The sequence below is a fragment of the Gordonia sesuvii genome, assembly GCF_036350415.1.
In the GTDB taxonomy this organism is placed as follows: domain Bacteria; phylum Actinomycetota; class Actinomycetes; order Mycobacteriales; family Mycobacteriaceae; genus Gordonia; species Gordonia sesuvii.
In genome coordinates this window covers 1,142,026-1,164,317 of record NZ_JAZDUF010000001.1, presented here as the reverse complement: position 1 = coordinate 1,164,317, position 22,292 = coordinate 1,142,026, and the positions used below count along the sequence as shown (strand labels likewise).

At 67.4% G+C, this 22,292-nt stretch carries 18 protein-coding genes and 1 riboswitch; of the genes, 8 read left to right on the top strand and 10 right to left on the bottom strand.

The features are described from left to right. The first annotated feature begins 8 nt into the window (after positions 1–8). Positions 9–1,274 (top strand): M18 family aminopeptidase, encoded by a 1,266-nt coding sequence (locus tag VZC37_RS05370; RefSeq protein ID WP_330431367.1) that lies wholly within the window; start codon positions 9–11, stop codon positions 1,272–1,274. A gap of 16 nt (positions 1,275–1,290) precedes the next feature. Here VZC37_RS05370 and VZC37_RS05365 read toward each other — a convergent pair whose 3' ends face one another. From VZC37_RS05365 to VZC37_RS05355, 3 genes are all read right to left on the bottom strand, one after another. Then, entirely contained in the window at positions 1,291–2,145 is an 855-nt protein-coding gene (locus VZC37_RS05365) for a lytic transglycosylase domain-containing protein (RefSeq protein ID WP_431309321.1), read from the bottom strand. A gap of 228 nt (positions 2,146–2,373) precedes the next feature. Then, on the bottom strand, positions 2,374–3,690 hold the full coding sequence (locus tag VZC37_RS05360) for a hypothetical protein (protein ID WP_330431365.1): 1,317 nt from the start codon (positions 3,688–3,690) through the stop codon (positions 2,374–2,376). Between the two features lie 7 nt (positions 3,691–3,697). After that, the gene (locus tag VZC37_RS05355; protein ID WP_330431364.1) at positions 3,698–4,678 is read right to left on the bottom strand and encodes an AraC family transcriptional regulator; all 981 of its coding nucleotides are present in this window, start codon (positions 4,676–4,678) and stop codon (positions 3,698–3,700) included. 136 nt (positions 4,679–4,814) lie between these two features. On the opposite strand from VZC37_RS05355, the gene VZC37_RS05350 reads away from it, so the two are divergent. Both VZC37_RS05350 and VZC37_RS05345 read left to right on the top strand, forming a co-directional pair. After that, positions 4,815–5,660 (top strand): NAD-dependent epimerase/dehydratase family protein, encoded by an 846-nt coding sequence (locus VZC37_RS05350; RefSeq protein ID WP_330431363.1) that lies wholly within the window; start codon positions 4,815–4,817, stop codon positions 5,658–5,660. Then, positions 5,657–6,139, top strand: a complete 483-nt coding sequence (locus VZC37_RS05345; protein ID WP_330431362.1) for an anthrone oxygenase family protein — start codon at positions 5,657–5,659, stop codon at positions 6,137–6,139. The genes VZC37_RS05350 and VZC37_RS05345 overlap by 4 nt, the downstream gene beginning before the upstream one ends. Here VZC37_RS05345 and VZC37_RS05340 read toward each other — a convergent pair. The 3 genes from VZC37_RS05340 to VZC37_RS05330 form a co-directional block, all read right to left on the bottom strand. Then, entirely contained in the window at positions 6,133–7,476 is a 1,344-nt protein-coding gene (locus VZC37_RS05340; protein ID WP_330431361.1) for a VOC family protein, read from the bottom strand. The genes VZC37_RS05345 and VZC37_RS05340 overlap by 7 nt on opposite strands. After that, positions 7,473–8,027, bottom strand: coding sequence for an RNA polymerase sigma factor (locus VZC37_RS05335; protein ID WP_431309320.1), 555 nt, complete (start codon positions 8,025–8,027; stop codon positions 7,473–7,475). The genes VZC37_RS05340 and VZC37_RS05335 overlap by 4 nt, the downstream gene beginning before the upstream one ends. Positions 8,028–8,280: 253 nt before the next feature. Further along, complete coding sequence (locus VZC37_RS05330) at positions 8,281–9,135, bottom strand: alpha/beta fold hydrolase (RefSeq protein WP_330431360.1); 855 nt, start codon at positions 9,133–9,135, stop codon at positions 8,281–8,283. Positions 9,136–9,206: 71 nt separating this feature from the next. Here VZC37_RS05330 and VZC37_RS05325 point away from each other — a divergent pair, with 71 nt between their 5' ends. The 4 genes from VZC37_RS05325 to VZC37_RS05310 all read left to right on the top strand — a co-directional run bounded on the left by VZC37_RS05325 (position 9,207) and on the right by VZC37_RS05310 (position 12,987). Continuing rightward, on the top strand, positions 9,207–9,809 hold the full coding sequence (locus VZC37_RS05325; RefSeq protein ID WP_330431359.1) for a TetR/AcrR family transcriptional regulator: 603 nt from the start codon (positions 9,207–9,209) through the stop codon (positions 9,807–9,809). 17 nt (positions 9,810–9,826) lie between these two features. Beyond that, positions 9,827–9,966: riboswitch (cobalamin riboswitch) on the top strand. A gap of 45 nt (positions 9,967–10,011) precedes the next feature. Further along, positions 10,012–11,070, top strand: coding sequence for an ABC transporter substrate-binding protein (locus VZC37_RS05320; RefSeq protein WP_330431358.1), 1,059 nt, complete (start codon positions 10,012–10,014; stop codon positions 11,068–11,070). A gap of 83 nt (positions 11,071–11,153) precedes the next feature. Further along, complete coding sequence (locus tag VZC37_RS05315) at positions 11,154–12,158, top strand: FecCD family ABC transporter permease (protein WP_330431713.1); 1,005 nt, start codon at positions 11,154–11,156, stop codon at positions 12,156–12,158. Between the two features lie 28 nt (positions 12,159–12,186). Beyond that, on the top strand, positions 12,187–12,987 hold the full coding sequence (locus tag VZC37_RS05310; RefSeq protein WP_330431357.1) for an ABC transporter ATP-binding protein: 801 nt from the start codon (positions 12,187–12,189) through the stop codon (positions 12,985–12,987). Positions 12,988–12,991: 4 nt separating this feature from the next. On the opposite strand, the gene VZC37_RS05305 is transcribed toward VZC37_RS05310, so the two are convergent. Genes VZC37_RS05305 through betT form a run of 4 tightly spaced genes read right to left on the bottom strand, consistent with a single transcriptional unit; the run spans position 12,992 to position 19,122 of the window. Beyond that, entirely contained in the window at positions 12,992–13,900 is a 909-nt protein-coding gene (locus VZC37_RS05305; protein WP_330431356.1) for a DUF5996 family protein, read from the bottom strand. Beyond that, positions 13,897–15,471: a GMC family oxidoreductase gene (locus VZC37_RS05300; protein ID WP_330431355.1), complete on the bottom strand. Its 1,575-nt coding sequence runs from the start codon at positions 15,469–15,471 to the stop codon at positions 13,897–13,899. The genes VZC37_RS05305 and VZC37_RS05300 overlap by 4 nt, the downstream gene beginning before the upstream one ends. Continuing rightward, complete coding sequence (locus VZC37_RS05295; protein WP_330431354.1) at positions 15,464–16,981, bottom strand: aldehyde dehydrogenase family protein; 1,518 nt, start codon at positions 16,979–16,981, stop codon at positions 15,464–15,466. The genes VZC37_RS05300 and VZC37_RS05295 overlap by 8 nt, the downstream gene beginning before the upstream one ends. Next, positions 16,978–19,122: a choline BCCT transporter BetT gene (betT, locus tag VZC37_RS05290; protein WP_330431353.1), complete on the bottom strand. Its 2,145-nt coding sequence runs from the start codon at positions 19,120–19,122 to the stop codon at positions 16,978–16,980. The genes VZC37_RS05295 and betT overlap by 4 nt, the downstream gene beginning before the upstream one ends. A gap of 334 nt (positions 19,123–19,456) precedes the next feature. Here betT and VZC37_RS05285 point away from each other — a divergent pair, with 334 nt between their 5' ends. Beyond that, complete coding sequence (locus VZC37_RS05285) at positions 19,457–22,003, top strand: ATP-dependent Clp protease ATP-binding subunit (RefSeq protein ID WP_330431352.1); 2,547 nt, start codon at positions 19,457–19,459, stop codon at positions 22,001–22,003. Positions 22,004–22,292: the final 289 nt, after the last annotated feature.

Below are 22,292 nucleotides of genomic sequence, written 5' to 3'. Positions count from 1 at the left end.
TCCTCTCGATGACCATGACGACGACCGCGACAGCCGAGGGGCTCGGCAAGTTCATCGACGCGTCGCCGTCACCGTTTCACGTGTGCGCCACCGTCGCCGCCGAACTCGAGGCCGCCGGGTACGTGCGACTCGCGGAGGACCAGGAGTGGACGGGGCCCGGCGGCCGGAACTATGTGATCCGCGGCGGGTCGATCATCGCCTGGGACGCCGGAGACGGCAACACCTTTCGAATCGTCGGCGGCCACACCGACAGCCCGAACCTAAGGGTCAAGCAGCGGCCTGCGAAGACGTCCGCGGGCCTGGGAATGGTGCCGCTCGAGCCCTATGGCGGGGCCTGGCTGAACTCGTGGCTCGACCGTGATCTCGGTCTGTCCGGCCGGCTCGCCTTCCGGTCCGGAGGCGGTGTCGACCATGTGCTCGTCCACGTGACCGAGCCGGTGGTGCGGGTGCCGCAGTTGGCGATTCACCTCTCCGAGGACCGCAAGGGCGTCACCCTCGACCCGCAGCGGCACGTCGATGCGATCTGGTCGTTGAACCCCGAGGCGCCGGACGTGCTGGAGTGGGTCGCGGGCTACGCCGGGATCGACCCCACATCGGTGCTGGGGTGGGAACTGATGACCCACGATGTGGCGCCGAGCCGCCTGATCGGTGCCGACGACGAATTGCTCAGTGCGCCACGGCTGGACAATCAGGGAACCTGCTACGCGGGCCTACGGGCCCTCCTCGACGGCGAGCCGTCGATCCCCACCCGGGTCCTGGCGCTGTTCGACCACGAGGAGGTGGGCAGCGGTTCCGAGCGTGGTGCCGCCTCGGGCTTCCTGGCGACGATCATCGAACGGATCGTGCTGGCGCGGGGCGGCTCTCGTGCCGACTACCTGCAGGCGATGGCGGGCAGTGTCTGTGTGTCCGGGGACATGGCGCACGCGACCCACCCGAACTATCCCGAACGGCACGAGCCGTCGCACCGGATCGCGATCAACGGTGGCCCGGTACTCAAGGTGAACCAGAATCTCCGCTACGCCTCGGATGCGGTGGGCGAAGCGGTGTTCGCCGTGGCGTGCGAGAACGCCGGGGTGCCGATGCAGCGCTACACCCATCGCGCGGATCTACCCTGCGGTTCGACGATCGGACCGATCACGGCGGCACGAACCGGGCTGACCACCATCGACGTCGGCGCCCCACAGCTGGCGATGCACAGCGCCCGCGAGATGATGGGGGCTGCCGACGTGGCCATGTATTCGGCTGCACTGCAGGCTTTCCTGAGCGCACCCTGACCTGGGGCTTCTGCGTTCAGTACGTGCGTGCGTGGCCCAGTACGTCATCGACGTAGGTCATCGAATTGTTGTATCGCAGGATCGCGGCCACCTGATCCTTCGGATCGCGCAGGTCCCCCTGCTCGTCGCAGAGATAGCGGGCCGTCGCCAGGGCGGCGTCGAACACGTTCTGCGGGTCGGCCTTTCCGTCGGCGTTGCCGTCCGACGCATACGTCTCCCACGTCGACGGCAGGAACTGCATCGGCCCGACGGCGCGGTCATAGTGCGCGTCTCCGTCGAGCTGCCCGTGATCGGTGTCGGTGATGACCTCGTTGCCCGCCAGCGTTCCGTTCAGCGTCGGCCCGTAGATGGGATCGCGTAGATCTCCGCTGGCCGGGTCCACATTGCCGTTGTTCGCGTGGTGTGACTCGACGCGCCCGATCCCGGCGATCATCGGCCACTCGATCCCGCACGCGGGACTCGACTGCGACATCGACTGGGCGGCATCACGATACGCGACGTAGTTGGCCTCTGGCACCGACCCGTTGGCAACGCTCGCGGGAGGTGGCGGTGGCGGTGGAGGCGGTGCGGGTGCCGGGGGCGGTGCGGGGCGCTCAGCGGTCACCGGCGAGGCGTCCACGACGCGGGGGAGGGGGTTCGGGGACGCCGACGTCACGTTCGCCGTGTCGGACGCCTGCGGAGCCGCGGATTGGCCGGCCCCAGCCGTCGTGGTGGCCGCGGCAGCGAGCACTCCCAGCGGGACGACGGTCACTGCCAGCCAGGGCGGACGGGTGTTTCGGGAACGATGGGATCGCGATGCTCGGGACCGGTGGGGCACCGTGTCGGTGGGCCGGGCGAACGGCAGCGGACGCGGTGCGGAGTGCTTTCCCAAGCGTATCAACCTCGCGGACAACGATTGTCGGACAGTTCGGTCGACCTCCGACCCGCCGCTGCGGGCCATGGCCGCGCTCGACCGTACATCAGATCGTCCGCCGGCCGTTACGGTGCCGTTACCGATTCTGAGAGGTTCCTGATCGGTCGCTGATCGGCTCCGCTCGCTGAGCAGGTCAGCGAGTCGGCAGGTGTCGCTGTGATACCCGCCACACGATTTCGGCGACGATCAGTTCGGTCGCAACACGGTGAGGGTGGTTCCCTGCCTCAGGACGACATAGCCGTCGACCGCCTCGGCGGACCCGATGATGGGTCGCGTCCAGGTGATCTCGCCGCTCTCCGTATCGACCGCGGTCACCTGATCGGGATTGGCGAAGACGAGTTCGGTTCCGGCAGAACCGATGCAGTTCAGATTGTCGAGATTCTCCGCCGGTGCATCGAAGCTGGGCGGCTCCATCCCACCGACCCGTTCGCCGTCGGCGAGCGTGTAGAACACCCGCGACCGGTCCTTGAGCGCGAACGCGACCTCGGTGCCGCACGGCTTGGTGTTGGCCTTCGACAACTCGGGGTCGGTGATCTGCCACAGCGCCTCCGACCGCGAGGGATCGCGGATCTCGTAGCGACCCTGCGTGGCCTGCACCTGGCCGTCGCCGGTTCCGGTGAGCACCGGCAGCACCGACGGGCCGGGGACGATGCGCAGACCTTCGGCCACAGTGGTCGGCGGCGTCCGGACGACTCCACCCTCGACAGCGTGGGTCTCGACGCGCTCCTGTCCGAACTCGTTGTACTGGACGGCGATTCCGCTGGGATATGTCGTGATGGTGCACTGCGTGCACGAGAGTCGGTCGGCGCCGGTGTCCGGGTCGAGAACGAACCGGCCGCCGTCGGCGGTCGTCACCAACAGCACGCCGTCCGGGCGCACGTCGGCGGTTGCGGCCGCGGCGAACGTCCGCGACCAGAGCTCGCGACCGTTGGGGGTGCGCAGCGTGACCTGATACCCGGCCTGGTCGATCCGAAGATAGTTGGTACCCAGGCCGACGACCTGCTTCGTGTCGTCGAGCGCTGTCGGGGAGCCGGGGCCGTCGTCGTCGACGAGGTAGAAGCCGTCGGGGATACCGCCGACCTTGACGGCGCATCCCACCTGCCCGAACTCGTCGAACGCGCAATCTCCGAGGCCGGCGACGACAGGCTCCCCCCAGATCGTTGCGCCCGAGCGCTTGTCGACGAGCTGATAGGCCCGACCCAGCCCCGACGGGTAGCTGAGCAGCCACTGATCGGCGTGGGTGTCCGCGACCTCGATCCCACCGCCGGTCTGATAGTCCGGCAAGGTCTCGTCGGAGTGCGTCCACGCGTCGTCGGGTTCGCGTTCGTAGCCCCGAAGCTGGCCGGCGACATACTCCTGTTGCTGGTTCTCCGGGGTGCCGATGGCGAGCACCACGCCGACCGTCGCGATCATCGCGGCGACGAGGACCATGGTGACGGTGCCGATGCCGAAGGGCAGGCGCCGCGCGAGATCGGGCATCGGTGATCGGGCGGGCATGGCCATCAGTGAATCATGTGGTCTGGGCGGCCTCCGGCCGGGCGGCGAGTCGATCGGTCGTGGCCTGGGCGCGGAACGCGGCCGGACTCAGGCCACGGTGGCGTTTGAAAGCTGCGCTGAAGGCGAACGGACTGGAGTAGCCGACCTGCCGGGCAATGCTGCTCAACGACCTGTCGTGGTCGGCGAGGAGGTCAGCGGCCACCGAGAGACGCCAGTGGGTGAGGTAGGCCATCGGAGGTTCCCCGACGAGGTCGGCGAAGCGACGCGCCATGACCGCTCGGGACACCCCCGCGGCGGCGGCCAGCGTCCCGACGGTCCACGGCTTGTCGACACTGTTGTGCAACAGTCGCAGCGCCTGCCCGACCACGGGATCGGAGTGCGCCCGGTACCACTGGGTGGCACGGAGGTGGCCGCCCTCCATCGATTGGCGCAAACCGGTGATGAGCAGCAGGTCGAGCAGACGGTTCAGCACCGCCTCCTGAGCCGGCGAATCACGCACGATCTCGTCGTCCATCAACGAGATGAGCGGATGGTCGGCCATCGGGACGAGGGTGATCCGGTCCAGCGCGTTCAGAAGGCGTTCGCTGACCTCGCCACTGGAGTACGTGCCGATGAGCATGATCGCGGCGGCGTCGGAGTCGTCGGGGGTGTTGCCCCACGAGCGCACCCCGAAGCACATGTCGTCGGCCACGCTGTGGGTGCCGGTCGGGTCGTAGCAGTCGCCGTGGGCATCGATCCGCGCCACCCAATCGGTGCCTTCGGCGTCACCGATCGTGTACGGATGCGTGCCCCGGATCAGAGCGACGTCGCCGGGGCGGACGTGATGGCTGGTGCCGTTGTCGTAGGTCAGCACCGACGACCCGCGGGTGACGGCGACGACGGTCAGCGGGGCGGTGTCCTCGATCCGCACCGACCACGGGGATCGCATGACCATGCGCAGCATCATCGGCGCCTGCGCGCGGGGACCGTTCAAGAGGCTGCCGAGAGCGTCCATGTGAGCGAGTCTACGACCGGTGAGACGATCACGTATGAAATCGAGCCGATCGACCATGGATCGTCTCGGCGTTCCGGTGTGGACTGAGTTCATGACACAGAACTCAGCAACACCAGACACTGCACGTACAGCCCCGGTGGCTCCCGTCCTCGTGGTGGGGGCGACCGGCAAGACCGGCCGTCGGGTGGCCGACCTCCTCGCCCGGCGCGGCCACCCCGTCCGCGGCGCGAGCCGGTCGAGCGCGACCCGTTTCGACTGGACCGACCGATCCACCTGGATGCCGGCGCTCACCGGCGTCGGCCCCGTCTACATCTCGTATCAACCGGATCTCATCGTTCCCGGCGCGACCGACGACATCGCGGAGTTCGTCCGGATGGCCGAATCGGCCGGAGTGACGCGTCTGGTCCTGCTCGCCGGGCGCGGTGAACCGGAGGCCGCCGAGGCCGGCCGGTTGGTGCACGAGAGCCGCATCGAGTCGACGGTGTTGTCGTGCGCGTGGTTCGATCAGAACTTCTCCGAGGGCGGATTCGCACCCGAGGTGGCCATGGGTTCGTTGACGCTTCCCGTTCCGGCGGTGGGTGAGCCGTTCATCGATGCCGACGACATCGCCGAGGTCGCGGTGGCCGCGCTCCTCGACGATTCGCCCGCCGGCAATCCACACGCCGGCCGGACCTACGAGCTGACCGGGCCGCGTCTGCTCACCTTCGCCGACGTCGCAGCCGAGATCGGCCGAGCTCGCGGCACCGAGATCGCCTACACCCGTGTGGGTCTCGACGATTATCGAGAACTGCTGCAGCAGTTCGATGTTCCCGACGCCGAGATCGGGCTGCTACTGGCACTGTTCGGCACGTTGTTCGACGGCCGGAACTCGCATGTCTCCGACGACGTCGCCCGGGTCCTCGGCCGCCCGGCGACAGATTTCTCGGCATTCGCGGAGTCGATGGCGACTGCGCCCGCCCACGAGGATCAGGTCGCGCGATGAACATCCTTCGCGACATCGTCCTGGTTTTCGCGATCACCACCACCGGGCTGGTCGCCGGGCTCCTCGCCGCGTTCGCCTACGCGGTGATGCCCGGCCTCCAGCGCGCGGGTGCGCCGGCCGCCGTCCCGGCGATGCAGCGCATCAATGACGCGATCATCAATCCGGTGTTCGCGGTGATCTTCTTCGGCGCTGTCGGTTTCGGAATCGTGGCCGTGCTTCTCTGGTGGGGCGACGCGATGCGGTGGTGGCTCATCGCCGGGGTCGTGCTCACGTTGATGGCCGTGGTGATCACCGCGGCCGTTAACGTGCCGTTGAACAACCGTCTCGTCGCCGCAGGTGACGTCCCCGCAGCCGACGCACCCACGGTCTGGGCGGATTTCGTCGGACCGTGGGTGCGCTGGAACCTCATCCGGGCGGTGATCGCCACCGCCGGTTTCGCGGTGATGATCCTCGGGCTGCTGCAGACGCGCGGTCAGTAGAGCTGGCCGAGATAGAACTCGGTGCCCTGGTCGTCGGCGCAGAAGGCCATCACCCCGTACGGCTTGCGGTCGGGTTCGTCGATGATCCTGCCCCCCGCGGATCGTAGACGTTCGAGGGCGGCGTCGACGTTGTCGGTGTTCCACATCGGTACGGCGACCGACCGATCGGCCCCGCCGGCGATTCCGATCTGCGGACGGACGTCGTCGGCCTCCCACCCGTCGTCCATGCGGCCACCGCGGAACGTCCAGCCCAATGCCGCACCGTAGAAGGCGCGGAATCGCGCGCTGTCGGGGGTCAGCAGCGTGAGGTACGACATCTCGCCCACACCGCGGGGGTGGGAGTCGGGTCGGGGTTCGTCGTCGGCCGGGACGTGCACCGAGAACGCCACACCCTGATTATCGACGGCGTCGAGAACCCGCCGCCCCTCCTGACCGACTTCGGAGACCTCGCCGGCGCTGCCGCCGGCGGCCAAGATCGCCGCACGCGCGGTGTCGAAATCATCGACCGCATACACGCAGTACAGGGTGTGCTCGCCGTAGTCGCCGGCCTGCGAGATGCCCAGTCGGTGACCGAGATTCGTGACCTGACGCCGGACCGGATCGAACTCCCAGCCCAGCACGGCTCCATAAAAGCGTGCCGCCCGCTCGACGTCCGGCGTCTGCAACGACATGTACACGAGGTCGCCGGTGCGGATGCGATCGGGCGCCGATCCTGCCTTCGACGGTCCGGTGAGCATCCACCGGTGCCCGAACGGGTCGATGACGGTGCCGCTGCGATGGCCGTAGCCCTCGTAGGGTTCCCGGGTGACCGCCGCACCGCCGCGCTCGGCGGCGGAGACCGCGGCATCAGTGTCGTCGACGGGCAGCATCAGACTGACCGGAACCCGGCCCGGTTGTGGTGCGCTCATGCCCATCTCGGTGAACTCGTCGGCGAGATAGACGGCACCACCACCGATCTCGAGTTCGGCGTGGCCGATCCTGCCGTCGCCCATGACGATCGGTTCTCCGCGCAGTCGGGCGCCGAGATGTGCGACGTACCAATCGATCGCGGCACGCGCATCGGCGACGGTCAGGTACGGCAGGGCGCCGGGGCGTTCCACCGCCGGTTCGGCAGTGGTGCTGATGGTGTCGAGGGTGGTACTCATGACAACTCCTTCGGGTAGGGTCGCCCCGCGTTCGAGTCGGTCGCGCAGGTGGCGGGCGAACTCGGCGTCGGGGGCGATCGGGTCGGCCCAGCCCGGCGAGTCGGCGGCCCGCAGAATGGTGAACGGGTCGGGTGGCGTCGCACCGCCGGGATATGCGGTGTTGTCGTGCCCGGTGCCGTCGTGGGCGTTCATGCGTGACCTCCTCTCCGTGTTCGCTGAGGTCGGCCCGGCTGGCGGTCGCTTTCCGGGTAGGCCGCGCGGAAGGCCCGCTTGGCCCGTGTGAGCAGCGCTTCGGTGGCGCCCACGGTGCGGTCGAGGATCGCCGCGCAGTCGCCGACCGGTAGGTCGTCGACGTAGCGCAGCGTCAACACCGCGCGATGTGTCGGTGACAGCGTGGCGAGGGTGTGATGGGCGACCATACGGTCGAGATGGGCGTCCCAGAGGTCGTCCGCCGGTTCCGGTACCTCCTCGACCGGTTCCGGTGTGCGCTGCATCGTGCGCCAGTGGTCGGCGAGTTTGTGCCGGGCCACGCCGATCAGCCAAGCCGTCGTGGGCCTGGCCGCGTCGTCGCGGCGCACGGTGTCCATCGCGGCGAGAAACGTCTCCGAGGTGATGTCCTCGGCGACGCGTCTGTCCGAACACCGCCGGAACAGGTAGCCGTACACCGCCGGCAGCGCATCGTCGTACACCGCCAGCAGCGCGGGCGCACCGCCTCCGGGCGGACCCTCTCGTTCGCCGCTCACATCTACATCGTCGTTCGTGGCGGTCGGAATCCGACGCCCGATCCGAGAATTTCTTCGCGGTGGTCGCGAGCGTTCCCCCTCGGTCCCTGAGGAGCGAGCTTGCGAGCGCGCCGCCCTGAGTAGCGAGCTTGCGAGCGTATCGAAGGGTCTCGAAGGGCCCTTCGTGACGATCCTCCGCAGGCTCCGGATCTCCTCGGGGACCAGGGGGTCGGGTCCTCCGCAGGCTCCGGATCTCCTCGGGGATCGGGCGAGGTCAGACCCGCGCCGACGTCGCCACCACGGCGTCCGCCACCGCCTGCGGCTGATCGAGCGACACGAACGTGCGGGCGTTCGGCACCTCGACGAAGCGGGCGTCCGGGAAGACTGCGGCGAATCGTCGTCCGTGCTCAGGGGTGAAGCACCGGTCGTCGGCGCCCCACGCCATCGTGACCGGCAGCCGTACCCGCGACATCCGTGCGGTGACCTCGGCGAGTTCCGCGGGGTCGATCGCCTTCAGGAACGCGATCAGATCGTCTCGGATGCGGGCGTCTGTCTGTACGGGCTCGAACACCGACCGCGTGAGCTTTGGGTCCGGCTGGTTCATCAGGAGCCCCACTCCGAGTGGTGAATGCCGCAGCGCACGCCACCGCATGCTCCCGGCGAGGGGTTTGAGCAGCGGTCGCTGCCGGAGCAGGGCGAACAGCAGTCGGAACGGTTGAGGCGGGAAGAGGTCGAAGGCGTCGCAATTGGTGAACACCACGGCGCGAACGATGTCCGGATCGTCGTCGAGGGCGAACTGTGTGATCGCTCCGCCGGTGTCGTTGGCGACCAGGGTCGCACCGGACAGATCCAATGCATCGATGAACTCGTGGAGCAGGCGTGCCGCACCACGAGGGCTGCGGTCCGCCGTCGGCCCCCACGGGAGGTGGTGCGCGCCCAGCGGCAGGGTCGGCACGATGCTGCGGTACCCGGCGTCGGCGAGGAGTTCAGCCGTCGGTTGCCAGAGTCGGTGATCGACGAGGACACCGTGGACGAACACGACCGGCGGGTGGGGCGAGTCGGCGGGGCCGTGGCTCGCGTATTCGATGGTGGCGGTGGGCAGATCGATCGTCGACATCGTGGTCGTCATCGCGGGTGCCGCCTCTCGGATAGACTCGGAGAACTTACGAACACTCTGTATGAAAGTTACGTGCAAGCTGTATGAAAGTCAATCGTCGTACCCAGGCCGAGCGCACCGCCGCGACCCGGGCAGCACTCGTGGCCGCGGGGCGCACACTCTTCGGCAACCACGGGTACGCCGCCGTCGGCACCCAGTCGATCGTCGCCGAGGCCGGCGTCACGCGGGGCGCGCTCTATCACCAGTTCAAGGACAAGCAGGGACTGTTCGCCGCGGTCTACGACCAGGTGGAGCAGGACATCACCGCGGAGATCGCCACACAGGTGGCGCAGATCGGCGCGAGCGATCCGCTCGGCGCGCTCAAGGCAGGGTCACGTGTGTTCCTCGAACGGGCCACCGATCCGGCGGTGCATCAGATCACCTTGGTCGACGCCCCGGCCGTCCTGGGCTGGAGCGAATGGCGCGCACGGGGCGAGGAGTTCGGCTTCGCCCTCATCGAGGGCATCCTGCTGGCGGCGATAGCGGCAGGTCAGATCGCCGACCAGCCGGTCCGCCCGATCGCCCACGTCGCGATCGGAGCTCTCGACGAGTCGGCGCTCTATGTCGCGGCGGCCGAGGACAAGGCTGCGGCCACCGAGGACGTCGTGGCGGTGTTGAATCGCATCATCGACTCCTTCGCGATCTGAGCCGGGGCACGGCCCGGTGTATGGTGACCGCGGCCGCTCTGCGGCACCGATCGGAGAGGGAACCCGGTGCGAATCCGGGACTGACGCGCAACGGTGAGCATCCGCTTGTGAAGGGCGTGACGCGAGTCCGGCTACTCGACGATCGGGTCAGGTTCACTTCGGGCCCCGCGAACGGGCCTTTGAGCAGGAAGTATTCGTCTTGATGCGCAAGTCAGCGATTCGCTGGACCACTGCCCTCGCCGTGTCCGCCCTCGTGGTCGCCGGGTGCGGTAGCTCGGACTCCGATTCCGACTCCGGCGACAATGCGTCGACGGCCGCCGGCTACCCGGTGACCATCGAGAACTGCGGTCGAAGCGTCACGGTTGACGCCCCTCCGGAACGGGTCGTGTCCCTCAACCAGGCCTCCACCGAGATCCTGCTCTCCCTCGGCCTCGAGGACCGGATGGTCGGCACTGCGACGTGGACCGATCCGGTCCGTGAGAACCTCGCCGAGGCCAACGAGACGGTGCCGCGGCTGTCCGATCAGAAGCCATCACTGGAAGTGGTCCTCGATGCCGAGCCCGACTTCGTGACCGCGTCGTTCGCATCGTCGATCGGCGACGGCGGCGAAGCCGGTCGCGACCAGTACGAACAACTCGGTGTACCGACGTATTTGTCGCCCACCGACAACGGCTGCGCGGGAGAGGTGTCCTCGGCGTCGAATGCCGACGGCGCCCGCACCACTCCGTACACGCTCGACAGTGTCTATCAGGAGATCCGCGAGCTCGCGGCGATCTTCGACGTCCGTGAACGCGGCGAGGAGTTCGTCGCCGAACTTCAGGACCGCTACACCACTGCCTCGGAGTCGGTCGACGCGACCGGCGTCTCGTTGGCGTTCTGGTTCGCGGACACCAAGACGCCCTACATGGCGGGGTGCTGCGGGTCGTCCGGCGTCATCACCAATGCCGTCGGCGCGAGAAACGTATTCGACGACACCTCCGACGAGTGGCCACAGGTGACGTGGGAGACGGTGGCCGACCGCAACCCGACCGCGCTGGTCATGGCAGACCTCAGCCGACGCAGTATCGACGGTGACGCGCTCGAGAGCAAGATCGCCTTCCTCGAATCGAATCCGGTCACCTCACAGATGGAAGCGGTGCGCGACGAACGCTTCATCATCGTCAACGGCGCGGACATGAATCCCACCATCCGGACCGTCGACGGGGTCGAGAAGGTCGCGACGGCGCTTCGACAGTGGAATCTCGCCGAACCGCAATCGTGAGTGCACCCGTGACGCCGAGGGACGCGGCCGCCGGAACAGCCGGCGCCGCGCCCGCCAAGGCGCCGTGGACCGAATCGAGGACTGTGTTCGCCACCGTGCTGGTCGGCGGTGTGGTTCTCCTGCTCCTGTCGATCGCGGTGACGGTCACGATCGGACCGGCGAGTCTGTCGGTCCGTGACGTGTACGCGGTGATACTCGAGCACTGGGGCATCGGGACGTCGGGACTCACTCGGCTGCAGGACGGCATCGTCTGGGAACTGCGGCTGCCACGAACACTGTTGGCCGCAGTGTGCGGTGCGGGTCTCGCGCTGTGCGGCGCGATCATGCAGTCTCTACTGCGGAACCCGTTGGCGGACCCCTTTGTTCTCGGCATCTCGTCCGGTGCCTCGACCGGCGCGGTGCTGGTGGCCGTGCTGGGAATCGGCGGTGGCCTGATCTCGTTGTCGACCGGCGCATTCGTCGGGGCGGTGGTGGCCTTCGTGTGTGTCCTCGCGCTCGCGGCCGGCGCCGGCGGCGGGACGGCGAAGGTCATCCTCGCCGGAGTGGCAGGGACGCAGCTGTTCTCGGCCCTGACGTCATTCATCGTGATGTCGTCGGCCGACGCCGAGCAGACTCGCGGCGTCCTGTTCTGGTTGCTCGGCTCGCTCAGCGGGGCGGACTGGACCGACGTCGTCTTGTGCGGCGCGGTGACATTGTTCGGAATCGTTGTCTGCCTGACGGTGTCGTCGTCGCTGGATGCGTTCACGTTCGGAAACTCCGCGGCAGCGTCGCTGGGTGTGTCGGTCCGGCAGATCCGTATCCTGCTGCTCACTGTGACCGCACTGGTCACGGCGTCGCTCGTGAGTGCCGCCGGTGCAATCGGTTTCGTCGGTCTGGTGTTGCCGCATGCGGCGCGGTTCCTGGTGGGTCCGCGGCACGGACGCCTGTTGCCCGCGACCGCGCTGGTCGGTGCGGTGTTCATGGTGTGGGTGGACGCGGTGGCCCGAACCCTGTTCGCGCCCCAGGAGATCCCGGTCGGTGTCGTCACGGCGTTGATCGGTGTCCCCGCTTTCGCGCTGATCCTCTTCCGTATGCGGGGTCGATCATGAGACATGTATCTGATCGGGGGTGCTGCTGATGCCGCTGCACGCCAAGCACATCGGCTGGAGCCGTGGTGGGAACCTCGTCCTCGACGGCGTGACGGTCGAACCTGCGCCGGGCGAGACGATGGGGCTCCTCGGGCCCAACGGCTCGGGGAAGTCATCGCTGCTCACCGTGCTGGCGGGAGTCGAGAAGCCGGACTCCGGTGAGGTGTTGCTCGACGACACGGACATCCGCTCCTTGCGCCGCCGGCAGATCGCGCGGAGGGTAGCCACAGTCGAACAGCACGCGGACACCGAGCTGGACGTGACCGTGACCGATGTCGTTCGGCTCGGCCGGATACCGCATCGGGGCGCGTTCGGCGGTGACGAGGCCGCGGACACCGTCGCGATCGAACGGGCTCTCGGGCACACCGGGATGCTCGACCACCGGCACCGACGGTGGCATACGTTGTCCGGCGGTGAGCGGCAACGTGTCCAGATCGCGCGGGCGCTCGCCCAGGAGCCCGATGAACTGCTCCTCGACGAACCGACCAATCACCTCGACATCTCGCACCAACTCGAGCTACTCGCGCTGGTCTCCGAGTTGCCGATGACCAGCTACATCGCCATTCACGACCTGAATCTCGCCGCGATGTTCTGCGATCGTGTCGTCGTCCTGGATCGCGGATCGATTGTGGCGATGGGAACACCGGCCGATGTGATCACCGAGGAACTCGTCTCGCACGTCTATCACGTCCGGGCGCAGGTGACGCTCGAGGACGGGATTCCACAGGTGAGCTACCGCCGCGCGATGCGGGTAGCGGCGACGCATCACGCACCGTTGCCGCGAGTCTGAAGCCTCAGCGTTCCAGCGCGCCTCGATCCCATCCCGCCGCATCGGCGGCCGCGGCGTAGGTGTCCTGCAGGAACTCGAGCAGAACCGCATCCGGGTCGGCCGCTTCGCGAACGGCCGTGTACGGCAACAGGAACTCGCCGAGCGATTCGTCGAACGAGGCGGCCGCAGGCCCAACCCGGGCGGTCCGGAAACCGTCGGGTTCGGGATAGGCATACGAGTAGAAGCTGCCCTCGCCGTCGGGGCCGGGCCAGTAGCCGGCGCTCGACACCTCGTGCGAGTAGGCCTCCCACATCACGTGGGGGCCGCAGTTCGGGGCGCCGCCGGGATGTTTCGGCGCCGGACGGCCCGAAAAGCGTGTGACGGCGATGTCGCAAGCGCCCCAGAAGAAGTGGGAGGGGCTGACCTTGCCGACATAGCGCGATCGGAAGCTGTCGAACACCCGGTTGATCTGTACCAACGCGAGCCAGAAGCGTTGGGCCGCATCGGGATCGTACGCCGAATGGTCGCGGTCGGTGTCGAGCGGGATCGCGCCGGGGATCTCGACGGGCATGGTCCAGATGTCCGTCGAGAGGTCGAGGTCGTCGAGCGTGGCCATGACGTCGCGATAGAAATCGGCGATCGGCCGTTCGCGCAGAGGGATCGACTGCCGGCGGCCATCGGTCGTCAGGACGACCAGCTGATGGTCGACGAAATCGAAATCCATGCTGAAGCCACGGTTCCCGTACGGGATGAGTCCGGTCGTCATGCCGCGGCTCGAGACGTAGAGGACGACATTCCACCAATGGCTCATCACCTCGGTGTTGACCATCCGGACCTTGCCGACGACCTGCGTCATCAGCTGGATCGTGTCACGGGTGTCGGCCCACTCGCTGACCGGGATCGTGGGCCATCCGGACTCGTTCGACACCGTCATCCTTTCGCCGCGATCAGTTCGGCACATCGTTCGCCGACCAGCATCACCGTGATGTTGGGATTGACCGTGGTGTGCGCCGGGAACACCGAGGCGTCCGCCACCCGGAGCCCGTTGACACCTTTCACCCGCAATTCGGGGTCCAGCGGCGACATCGGGTCGTCCGCGGGTCCCATGCGGACGGTGCCGACCGGGTGATACACAGTGTTGTGTGTTCGGCGGATGTAGTCGGCGAGCTCGTCGTCCGACGTGGTGTCTGGTCCCGGATACAGTTCGCGTGCAACCCAATCCGCGAGTGGGGCCGCCGCTGCGATCTCTCGCGCTTTGCGGATGCCGGCGATCATCACCTGCATGTCGTGACCGTCCGGGTCGGTGAAATACCGCGGGTCGACGCGTGGTTTGTCACGGAAGTCCCGCGACCGCAACCGGATGGTCCCGCGCGAACGGGCATGCGTGACATTGGGTGTGAGGCAGAAGGTGTTCTCGCTGGTGGGGTAACCCTGCCGGAGGGTGTGCATGTCGAACGGGACGCTGCCGTAATGCATCATCAGGTCGGGGCGATCGAGGCCGTCGACCGTGGTGGTGAAGATCCCCGCCTCCCACCATTGGGTGGATTCCCGGGTCATCGGCCGGGTGGTCTCGAATCCGATGACCCCCTCGGGGTGGTCTTGCAGATTCGCGCCGACTCCCGGCGCGTCGACGACGACGTCGATCCCGTGCTCACGCAGGTGGACGGTCGGACCGATCCCGGAGAGCATCAACAGTTTCGGTGTGTCGATGGCGCCGGCGGAGATGATGACCTCGCGGTCGGCACGCAGCGTGACCGTGCGACCGAACGCATTGTCGGTCAGCTCCACGCCCACGGCTCGTGGGGCGCCGTCGCTGTGCTCGATGACGATTCGCTTGACCCACGCCCCGGTACGGACCGTCAGATTGGGGCGGTCGAGGATGGGATGCAGGTAGCTGACCGACGACGACGACCGCACACCGTCGGGTCGTCGGTTGATCTGGAAGAAGTTGGCGCCGTTGATCACCGTTGCGCCGCTGTTGAATTCGGCGCGCGGGATGCCGACTGCCTCGCAGGCGTCGAGGACGGCCACGCCGCAGGGGTCATCGGGAGGCACGGTCATCAGGTGCACGGGCCCGCTGCGTCCGTGGTGATCGCCGGGGGCGTCGTTGGTCTCGATCTGCGGATAAAGACGGTACACGGAGTCAGAACCCCAACCGGTGCAGCCGAACTCGTTCTCCCAGTCGTCGAGATCCTCGCGTGGTGCCCAGAATGCGATGCAGCTGTTGTGGGAACTGCATCCGCCGAGGACCTTCGCCCGGGCGTGCCGCATGAAGTCGTTGCCGTTCTCCTGCGGCTCGATGGGGTAATCCCAGTCGTAGCCCGACTCGAGCAGCTCCATCCACCGGTCGAGTTGCAGGATCGCGTCGTCGCCGACGTCGGACGGACCCGCCTCGAGCAGGCACACGCTGACGTCCGCGTCCTCGGAGAGCCGTGCCGCGACCGCGGCGCCCGCGGATCCGCCGCCGACGATCAGGTAGTCGTAGGCCTGGTCCGCGTCACTCACCGTTGCTTCCTCTCTCGCTGAACCAGCCGGTCACACCGGGTCGGAGGTTCTCGTAGACGTGTTTGGCCTCACGGTATTCGTCGAGTCCGGACGGTCCGAGTTCGCGGCCGATCCCGGAGTGTCCGAAACCGCCCCATTCCGCCTGTGGCAGATAGGGTCCGAAGTCGTTGACCCAGACCGTTCCGTGTCGAAGTCGGGAGGCGATCCGGCGTGCCCGCGCGGAATCCGACGACCACACCGCACCGGCCAGTCCATACTCGGTGTCGTTGGCGATGGTGACCGCCTCGTCCTCGTCGGTGAACGTCTCGACGGTCACGGTCGGCCCGAACGCCTCGTCGTGGACGCAGGCCATCGTGGCGTCCGCACGGTCGATGACGGTCGGTGGATAGAAGTACCCGTCGTCGAGCGCGCCTGAACCGTGATCGCCGGTGGCGAATGCGCCGCCGGTGAGGATCTCGGCACCGTCGGCGCGGGCCTGCTCGACGTAGGCGTGCACCTTGTCGCGATGCTGCGCCGAGATGAGCGGTCCCGTCTCGGTGCCCTCCGCGTACGGAAGTCCCAGCCGGATCTGTTCGGCACGGCGGACGAGTTCGGTGACGAACCAGTCGTGGGCGGGTTCCTCGATGATCAGACGCGCTCCCGCCGAACAGACCTGACCCGAGTGCAGGAATGCCGCGTTGAGCGCGTTGTCCACGGACGCGGCGAGACGCTCGTCGGTGTCGCAGGCGTCGGCGAAGACGACATTCGGGTTCTTCCCACCCAATTCGAGCGCCACCTTCTTGACCGTCGCGGCAGCCTCACGCGCGATGATGCGTCCGGTCGCGAGGCCGCCGGTGAACGACACCAGATCCACGTCCGGATGTGAGGAGAGGGGAGCCCCGGCGGTGGCGCCCGCGCCCAGAACAAGGTTCGCGACCCCGGGAGGCACCCCGAGATCGTGCAGGACCCGCATGATCAGAATCGCGGTGTGCGGGGTCAGTTCGGCGGGTTTCAGGACGAATGTGTTCCCGGCGGCGAGTGCCGGTGCGATCTTCCAGGCGGCCTGCAGCAGTGGGTAGTTCCACGGCGTGATCAGCCCGCAGACACCGATCGGTTCGTACACCACCCGGGAATCGACGTCGGCGGACCCGGCATCGACGATGCGGCCCGCCTCCTCGGCGGCGAGTTTGCCGAAATAGCGGAAGCAGTTGGCGATGTCGGTCATGTCGATGTCCGACTCGTACGGCCGCTTGCCGGTGTCGTCGGTCTCGGCGCGCACGAACTCGTCGCGCCGCGAGTCGATCTCGGCCGACACCCGGAGCAGCAGATCGCCGCGTTCGGTGGCCGAGGTGGCCCGCCACGGTCCGTCGTCGAAGGCGCGGCGTGCCGCGGCGATCGCGGCCTCGGTGTCGTCGCGATCGGCCTCGGCGACCACACCTACCAGTGAACCGTCTGCGGGACAGCGGATTTCGCGTTTCTCCCCGGACATCGACGGTCTCCACTGACCGTCGATGTAGAGGGTGTCGGTCATGGGGAGGGGGCTCCTTCCGGATCGTCGGTGGGCGCTTCGACCACACCGTCGGACTCGACGTTCCCGGTGGCCGACCGTCGCAGATGCAGATATCCGAGATGGCGCTCGTACTGATCGAGGATGTCGCCGATGATCTGTTCGCGGCTGTAGCCGTTGAGCGAGTAACCCTGCGAGCCCTCCGACAGGTACACCTCGCAGCGGAAGTACCTGTCGTCGTGCGACTGGGTGCGGACCGCGAAGGTCGGTGTCGGCGCCGATGTCGGCCACACGCAGTAGTCGAAACGCGGTTCCTCCGCGAGGTCCACGACCAGCCGCGGCGAAGACACCCCTTCGTTGCTGCCGGATTCGTCCACCGTTGCGGTGATGCCCTCCTTGGCGAACTCGCCGGCGACCTCGTGCATCGCCGGGACCACCGAGCTGGTGATGAACCGCTGGGTCGCCGCCGGACCCGGATGACGCAGGGTGCCCAACAGACGTTGGCGCCATCCGCCCTGATCGGCCGCCCCACGCCCCGCGGCGATCAGGTTCGGCAGCGTCGTCCGGAAACTGTCCAGCTTGTACGACTCGGTACGAAGCGCCTTGAGCAGCGAGATGCAGATCAGCGCGAGGACGAAGGAGAACGGCAGGCCCATGATCACGGTCGCGGCCTGCAGGGTCAGGATCGACCCGTCGCCGCCGCCGGCGAACAGCATCGACAACGTCAGCAGACCGATCGCCAGGGACCAGAAGACGCGGATCGAGCGTGCGCAGTCGGCCATCGGGTCGGGCAATCGTGACGTGAAGTTACCCATCACGAGGGACCCGGAGTCGGCGCTGGTGATGTAGAACAGCAGACCCGTGATGGTCGCGACCCCGATCAGCAGCGTCGACCCCGGGTACTCCTCGAGCAGCGAATAGAAACCCGCCTCAGGCGCCGTGGCGGTGATCTCGGCGAAGTCGGCGTTGCCGCGCGCCACCTCGAGGGCGCTGTTGCCGAAGATCGACACCCACAACAGGATGAAGCTGAACGGCACCACGAGCACACCGAACATGAACTGCCGAAGCGTGCGACCCCGCGAGATGCGGGCGAGGAACAATCCCACGAACGGTGCCCACGCGACCCACCACGCCCAGAAGAACAGTGTCCAGCCGTCGACGAACGCCTGCGCGTCATTGTTCGGGGGCGGATTGATCTGATCCCACGCGAACGTGTCCAGCGTGCGGTCGAGGAAGGTCGACACGTAGTCGCCGGCGTTGAGCGCCAGCGCGTTGAGCAGGAAGTCGCTGCGGCCCGCGATCAGGATGTAGACGAGCAGGAAGATCGCCAGGATCACGTTGATCTCGGAGAGTCGGCGGATTCCGCGGTCCACACCCGAGATCGCCGATGCGGTCGCGACGACGACGGACAGGATGATCAGCCCGATCTGCGCTCCCTTGCCCTGCGAGATCCCGAAGATCTCTTCCAGCCCGAAGTTGAGCTGCACCACCCCGATGCCGAGCGACGTGGCGATCCCGAAGATGGTGCCCAGCACAGCTGCGACGTCGATGGCGTCACCCCAGCGGCCCTCCACGCGCCGGCCGAAGATCGGATACAGCGCGGCCCGGATGGTCAGCGGCAGGTTGTGGCGGAAGGCGAAGTACGCCAGCGCGCCACCCATCAGGGCATACATCGCCCAGCCGGTGACGCCGTAGTGGAACACCGTCCAGGTCACGGCCTCGCGGGCGGCGAAGTTGGTCTCGGGAGGTCCGGTCGGCGGAGCCAGGAAGTGGGTCACCGGCTCGGCGACCGAGAAGAACATGAGGTCGATGCCGATGCCGGCCGCGAACAACATCGCGGTCCAGGTGAACAGACTGTATTCGGGGCGCGACTCCTCGGGCCCGAGGCGGTAGCGGCCGTACTTGCTGGCCCCGACGAACACCACGACCGCGACGATGCCGGTGGCCAGGATGAAGTACCACCACCCGAACCAGCGGGTGATGAAATCGCGAACGTCGCCGATCACGCTCTCGGCGGCCTCCGGGGCGGCCAACGCCCAGATCGCGAACGCGAGGACGATGACCGCGGACGCGGCGAAGACGACCTTGTTGACGGAGCCCGTGGAGGCTTCCGGATGCGGACCGGTGTCCCGGTCGGAGGGATGCGGCCGAGCGCCATCACTCATTTCTGGAAGGCTACCGTTGTTCACCGCGTCCGGCGCGGGTTCGACGCCAAGTCCCTGAACGGGCCATTTCGGCGTTCGGGCGGCCCGTTCGCTCTCGGCGTATCAGACACGGAACACAGCGCCGACGTGCGCGGTTGTACTGCGCAGACCCCCGCCATGTCGGACAGATGAATCGTTGCTGACGGGCGTTAACTGTGGATGCACCTCGAGCGACCACTAGAGTGGAAGCAGGCTGGTCGTCACACAGGGACACGACGTTTCCGACACCGCTTCCGCAGTTGTCGCCACTGCGGTTGCCACCGACGGCCGGGGCGCTAGCAAACGAGGGAGAACAATGTTCGAACGGTTCACCGACCGCGCACGCCGGGTCGTCGTCCTGGCGCAAGAAGAAGCGCGGATGCTCAACCACAACTACATCGGCACCGAGCACATCCTCCTGGGTCTCATCCACGAGGGTGAGGGCGTGGCCGCCAAGGCGCTCGAGTCGCTCGGGATCTCGCTGGAGGGTGTCCGCAGCCAGGTCGAGGAGATCATCGGCCAGGGCCAGCAGGCACCGTCGGGTCACATCCCGTTCACGCCGCGCGCCAAGAAGGTCCTGGAGCTCTCGCTGCGCGAGGCGCTGCAGCTCGGCCACAACTACATCGGCACCGAGCACATCCTGCTCGGCCTCATCCGTGAGGGTGAGGGTGTTGCCGCTCAGGTGCTGGTCAAGCTGGGTGCCGACCTCAACCGGGTCCGCCAGCAGGTCATCCAGCTGCTGAGTGGCTACCAGGGCAAGGAGCCGCAGGAAGCCGGCACCGGCGGTCGCAGCAGCGAGTCCGGCACCCCGTCGACCTCGCTCGTCCTCGACCAGTTCGGCCGCAACCTGACCGCGGCCGCCGCCGAGGCCAAGCTCGACCCCGTCATCGGGCGCGAGAAGGAAATCGAGCGGGTCATGCAGGTGCTGAGCCGCCGCACCAAGAACAACCCGGTGCTGATCGGCGAGCCCGGCGTCGGCAAGACCGCCGTCGTCGAGGGCCTTGCGCAGGCCATCGTCAATGGCCAGGTGCCCGAGACGCTCAAGGACAAGCAGCTCTACACCCTCGACCTCGGTTCGCTGGTCGCGGGCAGCCGCTACCGCGGTGACTTCGAGGAACGCCTCAAGAAGGTGCTCAAGGAGATCAACACCCGCGGCGACATCATCCTGTTCATCGACGAGCTGCACACGCTGGTCGGGGCGGGTGCCGCCGAGGGCGCGATCGATGCAGCCAGCATCCTCAAGCCGAAGCTGGCCCGTGGCGAGCTGCAGACCATCGGCGCGACCACCCTCGACGAGTACCGCAAGTACATCGAGAAGGACGCCGCCCTCGAACGCCGGTTCCAGCCGGTGCAGGTCGGTGAGCCGTCGGTGGAACACACCATCGAGATCCTCAAGGGGCTGCGCGACCGCTACGAGAGCCACCACCGGGTGTCCATCACCGACGGTGCACTCGCCGCGGCCGCGACGCTGGCCGACCGGTACATCAACGACCGGTTCCTGCCGGACAAGGCGATCGACCTCATCGACGAGGCGGGCGCGCGCATGCGTATCCGCCGGATGACCGCGCCGCCGGACCTGCGTGAGTTCGACGATCGCATCGCCGACGCGCGCAAGGAGAAGGAGTCCGCGATCGACGCGCAGGACTTCGAGGCCGCCGCCAATCTCCGCGACAAGGAGAAGCAGCTGGTCAACGAGCGTGCCGAGCGGGAGAAGCAGTGGCGTAGCGGCGACATGGACGTCGTGGCCGAGGTCGACGACGAGCAGATCGCCGAGGTCCTCGGCAACTGGACCGGAATCCCGGTGTTCAAGCTCACCGAGGAGGAGACCACCCGTCTGCTCCGCATGGAGGACGAGTTGCACAAGCGGATCATCGGCCAGGAGGATGCGGTCAAGGCCGTGTCCAAGGCGATCCGCCGTACCCGCGCCGGCCTGAAGGACCCGAAGCGCCCGTCCGGTTCGTTCATCTTCGCCGGCCCGTCCGGTGTCGGTAAGACCGAGCTGTCCAAGGCGCTCGCGAACTTCCTGTTCGGCGAGGACGACGCGCTCATCCAGATCGACATGGGTGAGTTCCACGACCGGTTCACCGCGTCGCGGCTGTTCGGTGCCCCTCCCGGCTACGTCGGCTACGAAGAGGGCGGCCAGCTCACCGAGAAGGTGCGCCGCAAGCCGTTCTCGGTGGTGCTGTTCGACGAGATCGAGAAGGCGCATCAGGAGATCTACAACACGCTGCTGCAGGTCCTCGAGGACGGCCGTCTCACCGACGGTCAGGGACGCACGGTCGACTTCAAGAACACCGTGCTGATCTTCACCTCGAACCTCGGCACGAGCGACATCTCCAAGGCCGTCGGTCTGGGCTTCACGTCCGGTGACGACTCGACGTCGAACTACGAGCGGATGAAGCTCAAGGTCAACGACGAGCTGAAGAAGCACTTCCGGCCGGAGTTCCTGAACCGTATCGACGACGTGATCGTGTTCCACCAGCTCACGCAGCAGGAGATCATCGAGATGGTCGATCTCATGATCACCCGCGTCGAGACGCAGCTGAAGAACAAGGACATGGCGATCGAGCTCACCGACAAGGCGAAGGGGCTGCTCGCCAAGCGCGGCTTCGACCCCGTGCTCGGTGCCCGGCCGCTGCGTCGCACCATCCAGCGAGAGATCGAGGATCAGCTCTCGGAGAAGATCCTGTTCAACGAGCTGACCGCGGGTCAGATCGTGCTGGTCGACGTCGAAGGCTGGGACGGCGAGGACGACGGCGAGAACGCGAAGTTCGTCTTCACGGGCTCGGAGAAGCCGCGTGAGCTCCCGGACGCTCCCGCCGAGCTGACCAAGGCCGGCGAGAGCCAGGGCGAGGCGAGCTAGCTCCGCTCAGATACTCCACAACGGCGAAACCACCTTGCTTTCGAAGCAAGGTGGTTTCGTCGTTCCTGGGTAATGGTCGCCTCCTCGCTGGTCGAGTAGCTGCTTCATCGATGGTCGAGTAGTCGCGAGCCCCCGCCCCCACCCGGTGGTCGAGTAGCCGCGAGCCGCTAGGCGAGCGGCGTATCGAGACCGCTTGAGCCGCACCGGATCTCGATACGGCCTCGCCTAGCGGCTCGGCCTACTCGATCAGCGGTTGGTGGGGCTCGGGCTTCTCGATCGGCGGGGTGGG

Coding starts and splice junctions, on each gene's coding strand:
- VZC37_RS05370 (WP_330431367.1), top strand. CDS start 9: ATGACCATGACGACGACCGCGACAGCCGAGGGGCTCGGCAAGTTCATC.
- VZC37_RS05360 (WP_330431365.1), bottom strand. CDS start 3,690: ATGGCCATGCCCGCCCGATCACCGATGCCCGATCTCGCGCGGCGCCTG.
- VZC37_RS05355 (WP_330431364.1), bottom strand. CDS start 4,678: ATGGACGCTCTCGGCAGCCTCTTGAACGGTCCCCGCGCGCAGGCGCCG.
- VZC37_RS05345 (WP_330431362.1), top strand. CDS start 5,657: ATGAACATCCTTCGCGACATCGTCCTGGTTTTCGCGATCACCACCACC.
- VZC37_RS05340 (WP_330431361.1), bottom strand. CDS start 7,476: ATGAACGCCCACGACGGCACCGGGCACGACAACACCGCATATCCCGGC.
- VZC37_RS05330 (WP_330431360.1), bottom strand. CDS start 9,135: ATGACGACCACGATGTCGACGATCGATCTGCCCACCGCCACCATCGAA.
- VZC37_RS05325 (WP_330431359.1), top strand. CDS start 9,207: ATGAAAGTCAATCGTCGTACCCAGGCCGAGCGCACCGCCGCGACCCGG.
- VZC37_RS05320 (WP_330431358.1), top strand. CDS start 10,012: ATGCGCAAGTCAGCGATTCGCTGGACCACTGCCCTCGCCGTGTCCGCC.
- VZC37_RS05310 (WP_330431357.1), top strand. CDS start 12,187: ATGCCGCTGCACGCCAAGCACATCGGCTGGAGCCGTGGTGGGAACCTC.
- VZC37_RS05305 (WP_330431356.1), bottom strand. CDS start 13,900: ATGACGGTGTCGAACGAGTCCGGATGGCCCACGATCCCGGTCAGCGAG.
- VZC37_RS05295 (WP_330431354.1), bottom strand. CDS start 16,981: ATGACCGACACCCTCTACATCGACGGTCAGTGGAGACCGTCGATGTCC.
- betT (WP_330431353.1), bottom strand. CDS start 19,122: ATGAGTGATGGCGCTCGGCCGCATCCCTCCGACCGGGACACCGGTCCG.
- VZC37_RS05285 (WP_330431352.1), top strand. CDS start 19,457: ATGTTCGAACGGTTCACCGACCGCGCACGCCGGGTCGTCGTCCTGGCG.